The organism is Clavibacter michiganensis, assembly GCF_016907085.1.
GTDB lineage: Bacteria > Actinomycetota > Actinomycetes > Actinomycetales > Microbacteriaceae > Clavibacter > Clavibacter michiganensis_O.
Window position 1 is genome coordinate 2791487 of record NZ_JAFBBJ010000001.1, and the last position, 14485, is coordinate 2805971.

At 74.4% G+C, this 14485-nt stretch carries 16 protein-coding genes; 10 read left to right on the forward strand and 6 right to left on the reverse strand.

The features are described 5' to 3' along the window. Nucleotides 1-125: 125 nt before the first annotated feature. Genes JOE38_RS13200 through ccsB form a run of 5 tightly spaced genes read left to right on the forward strand, consistent with a single transcriptional unit; the run spans nt 126 to nt 4771 of the window. A complete protein-coding gene (locus JOE38_RS13200) occupies nt 126-770 on the forward strand; it encodes a histidine phosphatase family protein (RefSeq protein ID WP_086521077.1) in 645 nt (214 codons plus the stop codon). Continuing rightward, nucleotides 770-1378: a TlpA family protein disulfide reductase gene (locus JOE38_RS13205; protein ID WP_204576690.1), complete on the forward strand. Its 609-nt coding sequence runs from the start codon at nt 770-772 to the stop codon at nt 1376-1378. The genes JOE38_RS13200 and JOE38_RS13205 overlap by 1 nt, the downstream gene beginning before the upstream one ends. After that, complete coding sequence (locus JOE38_RS13210; RefSeq protein ID WP_045526654.1) at nt 1379-2119, forward strand: cytochrome c biogenesis CcdA family protein; 741 nt, start codon at nt 1379-1381, stop codon at nt 2117-2119. Continuing rightward, entirely contained in the window at nt 2103-3749 is a 1647-nt protein-coding gene (gene resB, locus JOE38_RS13215) for a cytochrome c biogenesis protein ResB (RefSeq protein ID WP_204576691.1), read from the forward strand. Before JOE38_RS13210 ends, resB begins: the two co-directional genes overlap by 17 nt. Continuing rightward, entirely contained in the window at nt 3746-4771 is a 1026-nt protein-coding gene (ccsB, locus tag JOE38_RS13220) for a c-type cytochrome biogenesis protein CcsB (RefSeq protein WP_307838884.1), read from the forward strand. Before resB ends, ccsB begins: the two co-directional genes overlap by 4 nt. Nucleotides 4772-4801: 30 nt before the next feature. Here the strand turns inward: ccsB and JOE38_RS13225 are convergent, their stop codons facing one another. Continuing rightward, a complete protein-coding gene (locus JOE38_RS13225; protein WP_204576692.1) occupies nt 4802-5785 on the reverse strand; it encodes an o-succinylbenzoate synthase in 984 nt (327 codons plus the stop codon). A 54-nt stretch (nt 5786-5839) separates the two neighbouring features. On the opposite strand from JOE38_RS13225, the gene JOE38_RS13230 reads away from it, so the two are divergent. Continuing rightward, nucleotides 5840-6751, forward strand: coding sequence for a 1,4-dihydroxy-2-naphthoyl-CoA synthase (locus JOE38_RS13230; protein WP_011931796.1), 912 nt, complete (start codon nt 5840-5842; stop codon nt 6749-6751). A 19-nt stretch (nt 6752-6770) separates the two neighbouring features. Beyond that, complete coding sequence (locus JOE38_RS13235; RefSeq protein ID WP_204576693.1) at nt 6771-7958, forward strand: AMP-binding protein; 1188 nt, start codon at nt 6771-6773, stop codon at nt 7956-7958. 100 nt (nt 7959-8058) lie between these two features. Here the strand turns inward: JOE38_RS13235 and JOE38_RS13240 are convergent, their stop codons facing one another. Next, a complete protein-coding gene (locus tag JOE38_RS13240; RefSeq protein ID WP_015489305.1) occupies nt 8059-8232 on the reverse strand; it encodes a CsbD family protein in 174 nt (57 codons plus the stop codon). A 151-nt stretch (nt 8233-8383) separates the two neighbouring features. Between JOE38_RS13240 and JOE38_RS13245 the strand changes: the two genes are divergently transcribed. Further along, nucleotides 8384-8692, forward strand: a complete 309-nt coding sequence (locus JOE38_RS13245; RefSeq protein ID WP_204576694.1) for a hypothetical protein — start codon at nt 8384-8386, stop codon at nt 8690-8692. On the opposite strand, the gene JOE38_RS13250 is transcribed toward JOE38_RS13245, so the two are convergent. From JOE38_RS13250 to JOE38_RS13265, 4 genes are read right to left on the reverse strand one after another with little or no spacing between them, the layout of a single operon-like run. Then, nucleotides 8682-9227 carry an NUDIX hydrolase gene (locus JOE38_RS13250; protein ID WP_204576695.1) on the reverse strand — a complete coding sequence of 182 codons (546 nt, stop codon included), beginning with the start codon at nt 9225-9227 and terminating at the stop codon, nt 8682-8684. The two genes, JOE38_RS13245 and JOE38_RS13250, sit on opposite strands and share 11 nt — an antisense overlap. Nucleotides 9228-9236: 9 nt before the next feature. After that, on the reverse strand, nt 9237-9842 hold the full coding sequence (locus JOE38_RS13255; RefSeq protein ID WP_204576696.1) for a GNAT family N-acetyltransferase: 606 nt from the start codon (nt 9840-9842) through the stop codon (nt 9237-9239). 14 nt (nt 9843-9856) lie between these two features. Beyond that, nucleotides 9857-10435 (reverse strand): GNAT family N-acetyltransferase, encoded by a 579-nt coding sequence (locus JOE38_RS13260; RefSeq protein WP_307838885.1) that lies wholly within the window; start codon nt 10433-10435, stop codon nt 9857-9859. A 56-nt stretch (nt 10436-10491) separates the two neighbouring features. Continuing rightward, complete coding sequence (locus JOE38_RS13265; RefSeq protein ID WP_204576698.1) at nt 10492-11811, reverse strand: glutamyl-tRNA reductase; 1320 nt, start codon at nt 11809-11811, stop codon at nt 10492-10494. A 116-nt stretch (nt 11812-11927) separates the two neighbouring features. Here JOE38_RS13265 and hemE point away from each other — a divergent pair, with 116 nt between their 5' ends. Both hemE and hemG read left to right on the forward strand, forming a co-directional pair. Then, nucleotides 11928-13037 (forward strand): uroporphyrinogen decarboxylase, encoded by a 1110-nt coding sequence (gene hemE / locus JOE38_RS13270; RefSeq protein WP_204576699.1) that lies wholly within the window; start codon nt 11928-11930, stop codon nt 13035-13037. Continuing rightward, nucleotides 13030-14469 (forward strand): protoporphyrinogen oxidase, encoded by a 1440-nt coding sequence (hemG, locus tag JOE38_RS13275; protein WP_204576700.1) that lies wholly within the window; start codon nt 13030-13032, stop codon nt 14467-14469. Before hemE ends, hemG begins: the two co-directional genes overlap by 8 nt. Nucleotides 14470-14485 lie beyond the last annotated feature (16 nt).

Here is a 14485-nt window from a genome sequence, read left to right on the forward strand (position 1 = left end):
GAAGCCGGTCGCGAGAGGCCGGCCCCCACCGGTACACCCGATCGTATTGCGGACGAACGATTAGCGCAGGGGGTTGCGCTCGTTCCTCGGCGGTTGTACATCTGCTCGCCACCTACACTTGACGGGTGGTCGCCTCACGAATCCATCTCGTCCGTCACGGCGAGGTGCACAACCCGCACGGGATCCTCTACGGACGCATCCCCGGGTACGGCCTCTCCGAGCTCGGCCACCGCATGGCGGACGCCGCGGCGCGCGCGCTCGAGGAGGAGGGCGCTCCCGTCAACCGCGTCATCGCCTCCCCGCTGCAGCGCGCGCAGGAGTCCGCCGCTCCGTGGGCCGAGCGCTTCGCCCTCGAGGTCGCCACCGACGAGCGCGTCATCGAGCCCACCAACCGCTTCGAGGGATCCAAGTTCCCCTCGCCCGCCCGCATCGCCCGCTCGCCGCGCCTCTGGCCGCTCGTCGTCGACCCCGTGAAGCCCAGCTGGGGCGAGTCCTACCGGTCCATCGCCGCGCGCATGGCGGAGGCCGTGAAGGCCGCGCACCGCTCCGTGCCGGACGGCGACGTCGTCATCGTCAGCCACCAGCTGCCCATCTGGATGGTCCACCTCTCCCTCGCGGGCGAGCGCCTCTTCCACGATCCCCGCCAGCGCCGCTGCGCGCTGTCGAGCATCACGACGGTGGAGCGCGTCGGCGACCGCTTCGTCGAGACGGGCTACATCGACGCGGCCGCGGGGCTCGCCGCCGACGCGGTCGACCAGGGGGCGGTGTGATGCCCGGCATCAGCCGCCGCACCATCCTCGCCGCCGCCGCATCCACCGCGCTCGGCGCGTTCGCCCTCTCGGGCTGCACCGAGGACCCGCTCGCCGCCGAGTTCAAGGCCGGCGACAACAAGCGCTACATCGCCGGCGACGGCACGTTCACCGAGGTCCCGCTCGCCGAGCGCGCGGCTCCCGTGGACTTCTCCGGCACCCTGTCGGACGGCACGGAGATCACCTCAGCCGACTACCGGGGCTCCGTCACGGTGATCAACTTCTGGTACGCCGAGTGCCCGCCCTGCCGCCTCGAGGCGAAGGACCTGCAGGCCGCGAGCCAGGAGCACGCGCCGGACGGCGTGAAGTTCCTCGGCGTCAACACCCGCGACCAGCGGCCGAACGTCGACTCCTTCGACAAGACGTACGGCATCACCTACCCGTCCGTCCTCGACGTCGAGGACACGTCCATGCAGCTCGCGTTCGCCGGCACCATCGCGCCGAACGCCGTGCCCGCCACCATCATCCTCGACCGCCAGGGGCGCGTCGCCTCGCGCGTGCTCGGGCAGATCGACCCCGGTGTGCTCCGCACGCTGGTGAAGGACACCGTCGCCGAGGCGGCGGGGTAGGTGGACCAGATCCAGAGCGTCCTCTCCGGCCAGCTCCTCGTCGCGGTGCCGCTCGCGCTGCTCGCGGGCCTGGTCTCGTTCGCGTCGCCCTGCGTGCTGCCGCTCGTGCCCGGCTACCTCGGGTACATCGGCGGCATGGCCGAGGCGAAGGGCGGATCCGCGACGCGTCGCCGCCTGCTGATCGGCACGGCGCTGTTCGTGCTCGGCTTCTCCGCCGTCTTCATCGTCACCACGCTCGTCTCCGCCACGGCCGGGTTCTGGCTCATGCGCTGGCAGGACGTCATCACGCGCATCCTCGGCGTGGTCCTCATCGTCATGGGGCTCGTGTTCACGGGGCGGCTCGGCTTCCTGCAGCGGCAGGTGAAGAGCTCGTGGCGGCCGGCCACCGGCCTCGCGGGCGCGCCGCTCCTCGGCGTCGTGTTCGGCATCGGCTGGGCGCCCTGCATCGGCCCGACCCTCGCGGTCGTCATCTCCATGAGCCTCACCTCGGCCGACGCGGGCCGCGGCGTGCTGCTCGGGGTCGCCTACTGCATCGGGCTCGGCGTGCCGTTCCTGCTGGTGGCCCTCGGCCTCGGCTGGATGACGCGCACCGTCGGGTTCCTCCGCCGCCACATCCGCACCGTCAACCTCGTCGGGGGAGCGCTGCTCGTCGTCACCGGCGTGCTCATGGTCTCCGGCCTCTGGTCGGCGTGGATGCTCCAGCTCCAGGGGGTGATCGCCACGTATGTCCCGGCCATCTGACCACGTCGACTCCCCGCGGCAGGCGCCGCGCGAGGGGGCGCCCATCGCGCAGCCCAAGCTCGGCTTCGTCGGCACGCTGCGCTGGTTCTGGCGCCAGCTCACGAGCATGCGCACGGCGCTGTTCCTGCTGCTCATGCTCGCGTTCGCCGCGATCCCCGGATCCCTCGTGCCGCAGCGCAGCTCCGACCCGAACGGCGTCACGCAGTTCCGCGCGGACAACCCGGACCTCTTCCCGGTCCTCGACAAGCTCCAGGTGTTCGACACCTACAGCTCGGTGTGGTTCTCCTCGATCTACCTGCTGCTGTTCATCAGCCTCATCGGCTGCGTCGTGCCGCGCGCCAAGCACCACTTCGACGCGCTCCGCCAGGCGCCGCCCAAGACGCCCGCGCGGCTGAACCGCCTCGCCGGGTACACGACGCGCACCACCACGGCGGACCCGGTCGACGCGATCCGCCAGGCACGCGCGCTGCTCAAGCGCCAGCGGTACCGCACGGTGCTCGTCGACGACGCGTCGGCCGCGGGCGGCGTGCTCTCGGTCTCGGCCGAGCGCGGCTACCTGCGCGAGACCGGCAACCTCGTGTTCCACTCCGCGCTCGTGGGGATCCTCATCACGGTCGGGATCGGCGGCGGCTTCGGCTACTCCGGGCAGAAGGTGCTCGTGGAGGGGCAGTCGTTCGTCAACACGCTGTCGACGTTCGACTCGTTCAACCCGGGTCGGTTCTTCGACGACTCGGCGCTCACCCCGTACCGGGTCAAGCTCAACGCGCTGCACGTGCAGTACGAGCAGGAGAACCCGAACGCCATCGGCCAGCCGCTCGACTTCACGGCCGACGTGACCGCCGACGTCCCGGGCGGCCAGCCGCAGGACCGCGAGGTCAAGGTCAACGACCCGCTCGCCATCGGCGGCACCGACATGTACCTGCTCGGCAACGGCTACGCGCCGCACGTGACGGTGCGGGATCCCGCGGGCACGGTCGTCTACAGCGCCGACGTGCCGTTCCTGCCGCAGGACGCGAAGCTCACGTCGCTCGGCGTCGTCAAGGTGCCGGACGGCTTGCGCGAGCAGGTCGGCATGCTCGGCTTCTTCTACCCGACGCAGGGCGCGGAGAAGGCCCCGTTCTTCTCCTCCTACCCGGACCTCGACAACCCGCTGCTGACGCTCAACGTCTACACGGGCGACCTCGGGATCGACGGCGGCGTGCCCACGTCGGTCTACACGCTCGACACGCAGAACCTGACGCAGCTCACCGGCGGGAAGACGGGCGTGCAGTCCATCGAGCTCGCCCCCGGCCAGACCACGGACCTGCCCGACGGCCTCGGCAGCGTGAGCCTCGACTCCGTGCCGCGCTTCGTCTCCTTCGACGTGCACCACGACCCGACGCAGCGCTGGGTGCTGCTGTTCGCGATCCTCGTGCTCGGCGGTCTGCTCACGTCCCTCTTCGTGCCGCGCCGGCGCGTGTGGGTCAAGGCGGTGCCGCAGGCCGACGGATCCACCACCCTCGAGTACGCCGGGCTCGCCCGCGGCGAGGACCCCACGCTGGAGGCCGCGGTCGCGGCGCTGGCGGACAAGCACGTGGCCGGCCTCCCGCCCGCCGCGGTGTCAGATGCAGAAGTTAGGCTCCACTCGTGAACACGGCCATGCTCGACGACGTCTCCCTCATCGCGCTCCTCGTCGCGATGGGGCTCTACGCGGCCGCGTTCATCGCGTTCGCCCTCGACCTCGCGCGGCGCTCCGCGCTCGTGGCGGACGCCGCCACCGTCGCGGCCCGCCAGCCCTCCGCGGTCGGCGCCACCGCCGCGCGCCGGGGCGGCACCGCCACCATCGAGCGGGAGCCCGGGTCCTCCGGTCGCGACCGCGTCGCCAGCGGCCCGGACGCGCCCGTCGCCGCCGGCCGCTCCCTGAGCCTCAACGTCGCCATGGCGTTGCTGGTCGTCGGGTTCGTCGCGCACGCGGTCGCCACCGTGCTCCGCGGCCTCGCCGCCTCGCGCGTGCCGTGGGCCAACATGTACGAGTTCGCCATGACGGGCACGCTGCTCATCCTCAGCGTCTACCTCATCGTGCTCACGCGCCGCGACCTGCGCTTCCTCGGCACCTTCGTCACCGGGCTCATCCTCATCCTGCTGGGCGTCGCCGTCGTGCAGTACCGCGTCGAGGTGGCGCCGCTGCCGCCGTCGCTGCAGTCGTACTGGCTCGTGATCCACGTCTTCGTCGCCGCGCTCGGCACGGGCTTCTTCGCCCTCGCCTTCGCGCTCTCGGGCGTGCAGCTGCTGCAGTTCCGGCGCGAGTCGCTCGCGGCCGACGCGCAGGCCGCCAAGATGCGCTTTCTCGCGACGCTGCCCGACTCGGTCACGCTCGAGTCGATGGCCTACCGCCTCAACATCGTGGGCTTCATCTTCTGGACCTTCACGCTCATGGCCGGCGCCATCTGGGCCGAGCGCGCGTGGGGCCGCTACTGGGGGTGGGACACCAAGGAGGTCTGGACCTTCATCATCTGGGTGCTCTACGCCGGGTACATCCACGCGCGGGCCACGCGCGGCTGGCGCGGGTCGCGCTCGGCGTGGCTGGCCATCATCGGGTTCTCCGCCGTCATGTTCAACTTCGGCGTCGTGAACGTGTTCTTCAAGGGCCTGCACACCTACAGCGGGCTGTAGGGGCGCGGGTCGCCGCCGCGGCCGCGCCCGTCAGTCGCGGGCGAGCACGGCGTGCGTGCGGCGGATCCGGTCGAGCCACCAGTCGCGGCGCTCCTCGTCGGCCGCCTGGGCGTCGAGGAGGCGCGCGTCGGGCGTGACGCGGCGCACCGGGATCCGGCCGTCGACCGGCACGAGCGGCTCGGTCGTCACGTCCTCGACGAACAGCGACACCGTGCCGAGGCCGCAGTCGTGCGGCAGCTCGGGGATCGCCGCCGCGAGGTGCGCGGCCATCGAGATGCCGACGCTCGTGTCGAGCGCGCTGGAGACCACCACGGGCAGGCCGGCGTCGCGCGTGATCCGCAGCGCGCGCTGGATCCCGCCGAGCGGCTGCGCCTTGATCACGAGCAGGTCGGCGGCGCCGGCCCGCGCGACCCGCAGCGGGTCCTCGGCCTTGCGCACGCTCTCGTCGGCGGCGACGGGCACGCCCAGGTGGCGGATCCGCTCGCGCAGCTCCGCGAGCTCCTCCACCGACGCGCAGGGCTGCTCCACGTACTCGAGGTCGTGCTCGGCGAGGGCGTGGATCGCGTGCTCGGCCTCGTCGACGTTCCAGGCCGCGTTCGCGTCGATCCGCACCCGCCCCTCGGGGCCGAGCAGGCGGCGCACCTCGGCGACGCGCGCCACGTCGTCCGCGAGCGTCGTGCCGCGCTCGGCGACCTTGACCTTCGCGGTGCGGCAGCCGGGGAACCGGGCCAGCACCTCGGCGACGCCCTCGGCCGGGAGCGCCGGGATCGTGGCGTTCACGAGCACGTGGTCGCGGAGCGGCGCGGGCGGCTCCGTCCAGCCGAAGTCGATCGCAGCCGCGAGCCAGGCCGCGGACTCGGCGTCGTCGTACTCGACGAACGGCGAGAACTCGGTCCACCCGAGCGGGCCCTCGATCAGCACCGCCTCGCGCACGTCGAGGCCGCGGAAGCGCGTGCGGAGGGGGAGGGCGACGACGCGGGCGGTGGCGAGGAGGTCGTCCAGGGCGGGGAGCATGGATCCAGCCTCGCACCCGCGGGCGGCCGGCGGGGCGCCGCCTAGGCTGGGCGCATGGTGAAGCAGGTCTCCGACATCCACGATCCCACCCGTTGGCGCGACGTCCCCCTCGCGGAGGGCTTCACCGACATCACGTACCACCACGACCTCACCGGCCGCATCGCCCGCATCGCGTTCGACCGGCCCGAGGTGCGCAACGCCTTCCGCCCGCGCACGGTCGACGAGCTGTACCAGGCGCTCGACGACGCCCGGCAGGATCCGCGCATCGGCGTCGTGCTCCTCACCGGCAACGGCCCGAGCCCGAAGGACGGCGGATGGGCGTTCTGCAGCGGCGGCGACCAGCGGATCCGCGGGCGCGACGGCTACAAGTACGCGGAGGGCGAGACCGCGGAGGGCGTCGACCCGGCGCGCGCCGGACGCCTGCACATCCTCGAGGTGCAGCGGCTCATCCGCTTCATGCCGAAGGTCGTCATCGCGGTCGTCCCCGGCTGGGCCGCCGGCGGCGGGCACTCCCTGCACGTCGTGTGCGACCTCACGATCGCCTCGGCCGAGCACGGCCGCTTCAAGCAGACCGACGCCGACGTCGGCTCATTCGACGGCGGCTACGGATCCGCGTACTTCGCCCGCCAGGTCGGCCAGAAGGCCGCGCGCGAGGTGTTCTTCCTCGCCGAGGAGCACAGCGCGCAGCGCATGTACGAGATGGGTGCCGTGAACCGCGTCGTGCCGCACGCCGAGCTCGAGGCGACCGCGCTGGGGTGGGCCGAGACGATCCTCGGGAAGTCGCCCACCGCGATCCGCATGCTCAAGTTCGCGTTCAACGCGGTGGACGACGGCATGGTCGGCCAGCAGGTGTTCGCGGGGGAGGCCACGCGCCTCGCCTACGGCACCGACGAGGCCGTCGAGGGGCGCGACTCCTTCCTCGAGAAGCGCGCGCCCGACTGGTCGCCGTTCCCGTGGCAGTTCTGACCCGCGGGGCCCCGCTCCCGTGAGGCGCCTCGCACGGCTGACCGCGTCCGGCGCCGACGTCGTGCCGCTCCTCCGTTCGGCGCTCGCGGGCGACGGCCCGGCGCTGCTCGCGCGACCGGTGGACGCGCCCGTGGGCGCCGCGGATCCGCCGCCGCCCGCCGAGGTCGAGCGCCGGGTCGCGCTGGTGGTCGAGACGAGCGGCACCACCTCCCGGCCCAAGCGCGTCGCGCTGTCGGCGGACGCGCTGCTGGCGAGCGCCGCCGCGTCGCAGGCGGCGCTCGGGGCGCCCGGCCAGTGGATCCTCGCGCTCCCCACCCACTACATCGCCGGCCTCCAGGTGCTCGTCCGCTCGATCGCCGCGGGGACGACACCGGCGGTCCTCGCGCCCGGGAGCTTCGACCCGCGCGCGTTCGCGGAGCTGGCCGCGTCGCTGGACGCGCGCGTCGCCCGCTACACGTCGCTCGTGCCGACCCAGCTGCACCGGCTGGTCGAGGCGGCGGAGGGCGACCCCGCCTCGGGCGACGCCCGCCGCGTCCGCGACGCGGTCCGACGCCTCGACGCGATCCTCGTGGGCGGCCAGGCGACGCCCCCGCACCTGGTCGACCGCGCGGCCGCGCTGGGGTGGCGCGTGGTGCGCACCTACGGATCCAGCGAGACCGCGGGTGGCTGCGTGTACGACGGCGTGCCGGTCGCGACGGCCGAGGTCGCGGTCGTCGACGGCCAGGTGGAGCTCGCGGGCCCGATGCTCGCCGAGGGCTACCTCGGCGATCCGGCCGCGACCGACGCGGCGTTCGGCGAGCACGACGGCCGCCGCTGGTACCGCACGGGCGACGGCGGCGAGCTGGTGGACGGCGTGCTGCGCATCACCGGGCGGCTCGACGACGTCGTGATCTCCGGGGGCGAGAAGCTGCGGCTGGCCGCGGTGGAGGAGGCGGTCCGATCGCTCGCGGCGTGGGAGCCGCGCCTCGGCGAGGCCGTCGCGGTGCCCGGCGAGCACGCGGGGTGGGGGCAGCGCCCGGTCGTCTTCGTGCCCGGCGTCGTGGATCCAGGGCTCGCGGAACGCGTGCGCCGCGAGCTCGCCGCGCGCCTCGGCCGCGTCGCGGGATCCGCCGTCGTCCGCGGGGTCGACGCCCTGCCGACGCTGCCCTCCGGCAAGCCGGACCGCCGGGCGCTGCGGGCGCTGGCCGACGCGGATCCGCGCGGCTGACGCGTCGCGCGAGCCGCCCGCTCCGCCCCGGGCATGACGAGGGGCCGGATGCTCGGCACCCGGCCCCTCGCCTCTCAGGATGGACGTCCCTCCGGAAGTCCTACTTCTTGAAGACGTCCTTCACGTTCTCGCCGGCCTGCTTGGCGCTTGCCCCGGCCTGCTTCGCTTCGCCCTCGGCGACCTTGCTGTCGTCGCCGGTCAGCTTCCCGAAGGCCTCCTCGGCCTTCCCCGCGAGCTTCTCGCCGGTGTTCTGGGCCTTGTCATCCGCACTCATATGCGCTCCTTCGTTCGGGGGATGGGACGCCTTCGACGCTACGCCCGACCGCGGCCGCCGTCACCCCCTCCCGCCGGACGCACGGACGCGCGCCGCCCAGAGATCTCGCGCCGCCCGGGGATCTCGCGCGCCCCCGTGGGAGGATGGGCGCATGGCCACCCGCACCCCCGACGCCCGCGCGAAGGGGCTCCTCTCCTGGCTGATCCTCGCCGTCGCGCTCGTCATCGCCGCCTTCACGATCGCGATCCTCGTGGCCGCCGTGCAGGCGGACGGCGTGGGCGAGGTCACCGGCACGCTCGTGGCCGGCGCCATCGCGACCGTGGTGGCCGCGGTCGCGTTCGTCGACCAGCGTCGCAAGGTCCGCGCGACGCGCACGGCCGAGCTGGCCGCGGGATCCCGTGCGGAGGCCGACGCCGTGGTCGATGCGGCGACGCCCGGGGACGACGCCGTCAGTCGATGAGCCGGAGCGCCACGAGGCGCTCCAGCGCGGCCTGGCCGGCCGGCGGGCAGCGGTCCGCGTCCGCCGATCCCACGAGCTCCACCTCGGCCACCTCGCCCGACGGCACCGGCTCCTGCCGCGTGCCCTCCCGCGGCTCCGCGCGGTAGACGGTCATGCTCACGAGGCGCCCCGCGTGCACGCCGTGCGCCTCGGCCAGCACGGTGAAGAGGTCCTCGATCGTGGCGGGGTCGATGTCGAGCCCCACCTCCTCGGCGGCCTCCCGCACGAGCGCCTGCCGCGCCCCCTCGCCGGGCTCGATCTTGCCGCCGGGCAGGTAGAGCACGTCCTGTCCCTCGACGCGCACCATCAGCACGCGGCGGTCGCGGATGAGGGCGAGCGCGGCGACGCGCAGAGGGCGCTCGTCGGGACCCCGGCGGCGGGCGGCGTCACCCGGAGCGTCGGCGTCGAGCTCGTCCAGCTCGTCGAGGTCGTCGTCGTCATCGTCGTCGAGGACCGGGACGACGGGTCGTCCTGCCGGGTCGGGGGTCGATGTCACGCGGTCCTCCTACAGTCCGTCGAGGCTCTTGCGAGCCGCCCACTCCACGTCAAGCAGGGCGACGACCACGGTATCGGCCCAGGCTCCGCGCACCCATCGATCGTGCACGAGGAGGGCCTCGCGTCGCATTCCCAGGCGCTCGGCCAGCCCGAGCGCGGTGGTGTCCGCCGCGTCGACGCGGCACGCGACGCGGTGCACGCCCGCCTCGGCGAAGGCGAGCTCGAGGATCCGGTCGGCCGCCTCCGCCGCGAGCCCCGCGCCCCGCACGTCCTCGTGCAGGACGATGCCGAGCTCGGCCTGCCGTGCGCCGGGGTCGCGCAGCAGCAGGTGCACCTCGCCGACCACGCGCGCCCACCGCTGACCCTGGGCGGGCAGCTCGATCGCCAGGGCGAGCCGGTCGCCGACGTCGGCCAGGCGGGTCCAGCCCAGGCGGTCGGCGAGCATGCGGGCCGGGTCGGCCGCGGTCCCGGCGAGGTGCGGCCGCGCGCCCGGGGACGCCGCGTAGGCCTCGACGGCGACCACGTCGTCCGGCGTGAACGGCCGCAGGACGAGCCGCGCGGTGCGGACGGGACCGCGCACCTCGACCGGGTCGAGCGCGGGCAGGTCGCCGTCCATCGGATCCCGCCGGGTCAGGTCGTCGCGGGCGGCGTGGCCGCCCACTCGTCGGCCAGCACGGCGTAGTAGAGGCTGTCGACCCACTCGCCCTTCACGAGATGCTCCTCGCGGAAGTGCCCCTCGCGGCGCATGCCGAGGCGCTCGGCCATGCGCGCGGACGAGGTGTTGCGGGCGTCGAGCTGCGCGACGACGCGGTGGGCGCCCGCGCGCTGGAAGGCGATGTCGAGCATCGCCCGGCTGGCCTCGGTGGCGTACCCGCGACCGGCGAAGTCCGGGTTCATGACCCAGCCGATCTCGAGCTGCCGCGAGGCGGCGTTGCGGAGGAGGAGGGACACGTCGCCGATCACTCGGCCGGATCCCGCGCGCGGGTTCAGGCTCGGCTCGCCCGGCAGCTCCACGGCGAGGCCGAGGAAGTCGTGCGACTGCTCGAGCCGCGTCTTCCGGCGGCGGGAGGCGAGGTGGCGCTTCGACGCCTCGCGGTCGCGCAGCGGCCAGAACATGTACTCGACCACGTCGGGTCGGCGCTGGATGTCGGCGTAGTCGTCGAGGTCGTCGGCCGTGTACGACCGGATCACCAGGCGCTCGGTGCGCACGGACTCCGTCATCCTGAGCGGCGCGACGAGGCGAGGTCCGCGGAGGATGCGGGGCCTCACGACGCCTGGCCCGCCTCGGCCGTGCGGGGGAGCGCGACGGCGACGGGGGAGGAGACCGCGGCGGGCATCTCCACGTCGAGGCCGAAGAGCGCCTGCACGGCGTCGACCACGCGGGCCCCCTCGCCCTGGCGCGCGAGCTCGCGGGCGCGGACGGAGGGCTGGTGGACCAGGACGCTCACGAGGTGCCGGAGCGCCTTCTCGGTCGCCTCCGAGGAGTCGCCGCGCTTGCGCACGCGCTCCAGCTCGCCCTCCAGGACGTCGAAGATGTGGGTGCGGAGGGCGACGACGGCGGGGGCCACCTCGTCCTCGGCGCTCGCGGCGCGGAACTCGGCGGCGGCGGTGCTGACGATCTCGCGGGCGTCGTCCGTGGCGGTGAGGTCGCGCAGGGGCGCGTGCAGGCTGATGGTCTCGAGGTCGAGGAGCTCGACGCCCTCGACGGTGACGACGTCCGGATCCACGTTGCGGGGGAGCCCCAGGTCGATGACGAGGCGGCGGCGGCCGTCGCCCGACACCGCCGCGGCGCCCTGCATGTGGTGCGCGGCGAGCACGGCGGCGGGGGCGGTGCTGCAGGTGACGACGATGTCGGACGCGGCGAGCGCCTTCAGCAGGTCACGGCCCTCGACGGCGGGGATGCCGTGCGGTCCGGCGAACTTCTGCGCGCGACCGGACGGCGAGTAGACGTGCACGTCGACGACGCCGCGGTCGCGCAGGGCGGCGAGGCTCGCACCCGCGTACGCGCCCGTGCCGACGAGGAGGACGCGCGTGGCCGACCAGTCGGCGATGCGGCTCTCGGCGAGGTCGAGGGCGAGGCGCACCATGGACCGCCCGGCGCTCTGCAGGCCCGTGCGCGTCTTGACGCCGCGGGACGTGTTGGACGCGGTCTGGAAGAGGCGCTCGAGCCCGGTGCTCGTGGTGCCGCCGGTGCGCGCGCCCTCGAGCGCGCGGCGCACCTGGCCCGCGATCTCGCCCTCGCCGACGACGACGGACTCGAGGCCGGAGGACACGGCGAACAGGTGCTCGGCGACCGCGTCGCCGCACTTCACGTCGACGCTGCCGCGGACGTCGTCGCGGGCGATCCCGCTGGCCCCGCTGACCACGTCCACCGTGGCCTCGACGGCCAGCGCGCGCGCCGCGGTGAGGGGCTCCTCGACGTCGAGGTACGCCTCGAAGCGGTTGCAGGTGGCGAGGACGACGGCCCCCGCGATGAAGTCGTTCTGCTCCATGAGCGTGCCGGCGACGGAGGGTGCGGCCACGGACAGCTTCTCGAGGACCTCGAAGCTGGCGTTGTGATGACTCGCCGTCAGACATATGAGCACGCTTCATGGTAAACCTCCCCGCCGTGTGCTCCGGGCCGGTGAGGGCACCCTGCCTACGCCCGTCCGGCCTCCCCAGCCGAGCGGGCGCGCAGGCGGGGGATGCGATGATCTGATCCGTGATCACGCCCTCCTCCTCGTCTTCCCCCGCGTCCGCCGCCCTCCCGCTGCCCGCGGAGCACCCGCTCAACACGCGCACCTCCTCCTCTCTCCTCGTCGAGGCGTACCGCGGCCATCGCGGCGAGCGCGCGCCCGTGTGGTTCATGCGCCAGGCCGGCCGGTCGCTGCCCGAGTACCGCGAGCTGCGCGTGGGCACGCGCATGCTCGACGCGTGCCTCGACCCGGAGATGGCCAGCGAGATCACGCTGCAGCCGGTGCGCCGCCACCACGTGGACGCGGGCATCTTCTTCAGCGACATCGTCATCCCGCTGAAGCTCGCGGGCGTCGGCGTCGACATCGTCGCGGGCCGAGGACCGGTGCTCGAGAAGCCCGTGCGCACCGCGGCCGACGTGGCCGCGCTGCCGTCGCTGGATCCGGCCGCCCTCGAGCCCATCCGCCAGGCGGTCGCGCGCACGGTCGCCGAGCTCGGCGACACCCCGCTCATCGGCTTCGCGGGCGCGCCGTTCACGCTCGCCGCGTACCTCGTGGAGGGCGGGCCGAGCAAGGACCACATCGCGGCCCGCGGCCTCATGCACGCGGATCCGGACGCCTGGGACGCCCTCATGCGCTGGTGCGCCGAGATCACGGGCGTCTTCCTGCACGCGCAGGTCATGGCGGGCGCCTCCGCCGCGCAGCTCTTCGACTCGTGGGCCGGCGGCCTCTCGCTCGCCGACTACACGCAGCGCGTCGCCCCGGCGTCCGCGCTCGCGCTCGACCACGTGCGCACGATCACCGCCGCGGACGGCCGCACCGTCCCGCTCGTCCACTTCGGCGTCGGAACGGGCGAGCTGCTCGGCGCGATGCACGACGTGGGCGTCGACGCGGTGGGCGTCGACTGGCGCATCCCGCTCGACGAGGCGTCGCGCCGGCTCGGCGGGTCCGTGCCCGTCCAGGGCAACGTCGACCCGGCGCTGCTCGCGGCCCCGTGGCCGATCCTCGAGGCGCACGTCCGCGACGTGCTCGAGCGCGGGAAGGCGGCGCCCGCCCACGTCCTCAACCTCGGCCACGGCGTGCCGCCCGAGACCGACCCGACCGTCCTCACCCGCATCGTGGAGCTCGTCCGTGAGTAGCGACCCGCGGCAGGCGGCCGGAGAGGTCGACCCCACCGACGTCGTCGTGGTGGGCGGCGGTGTCGGCGGCCTCATCGCCGCCCGCGCGTGCGCCCTCGCCGGCAAGCGCGTGATCCTCGTCGAGGCGTCGCCCGCGCTCGGCGGCACCGTGGGATCCCACGTGGTCGACGGCCTGCGCCTCGACAGCGGCGCCGAGAGCTTCGCCACGCGTCGCGGCACGGTCGCGGCGTTCCTGGGGGAGCTGGGCCTCGCCGATCGGATCGTGCAGCCGAACCCGGACGGCGCGTGGGTGCAGCTCGCGGAGCGCGCCATCCAGCTGCCGCGCACGGGCCTGCTCGGGATCCCGGCCCACCCGTTCGACGCCACCATCGCGACCGCGATCGGCCGCGCCGGCGTCGCCCGCGCCAAGGCCGACCTCCTCCTCCCCGCCGCCGTCGGCGCGAAGGAGCGCACGCTCGGCGGCCTGGTCCGCGCGCGCATGGGCGACCGCGTGGTCGACCGGCTCGTCGCCCCCATCGTCTCGGGCGTGCACAGCGCCCACCCCGACGAGGTCGACGCCGACTCCGTCGCGCCCGGCCTCCGCGCCGGGCTCGCCGAGCAGGGGTCGCTGGGGCGCGCGGTCGCGTCCATGCGCGCGGCGTCCCCCGCGGGATCCGCCGTCAGCGGCATCGTCGGCGGCGTGCACCTGCTGGTGGACGCGCTGGTCGCCGACCTCGCGCGCCTCGGGGTCGACGTCCGCACCTCCCTCGCGGTCGAGGCCGTGCACCGGCACCGCTCCCACGAGGGCGCGGCCGCGTACGACGACTGGCACGTCGAGCTCGCCGACGGCCGGGGCATCGACGCGACGGGGGTGGTCCTCGCGATCCCCGCGGCGGGCCTCATCCACCTCTTCTCCGGTCTCGCGCCCCGCGCCGTCACGGAGGGCTGGCCCGAGCCGTCTTCGGTCGAGCTGGTCACGCTCGTCGTGCGCGCGCCCGAGCTCGACGCCGCTCCCCGCGGCACCGGCGTGCTCGTCGCGGCCGACGCCCCGGGGATCCGCGCCAAGGCCCTCACGCACGCCACCGCCAAGTGGCCGTGGCTGAAGGAGCAGGCCGGCGACCGCCATGTGCTCCGCCTCTCCTACGGACGCGCGGGCGGCGACGACGACACCGCGGGCGTCCCGGACGACGAGCTCACCGCGATCGCGGTGCACGACGCGTCCGCCCTGCTCGGCGTCGACCTGGCCGGCCGCGTCACCGGATCCGCCCGCGTGCGCTGGACCAACGCCCTCCCGTTCGCCGCCTCCGGCCACCGCGAGCGCGTGCAGGCCGTGCGCGACGAGGCGGCCGAGCACCCGGGGCTCGAGATCACGGGATCCGCCGTCGCGGGCACCGGGCTCGCGTCCGTGGTGGCCGACGCGCAGGCCGCCGTGGCGCGCCTCCTGACCCGCTGATGCGCGGTCCGGGCCC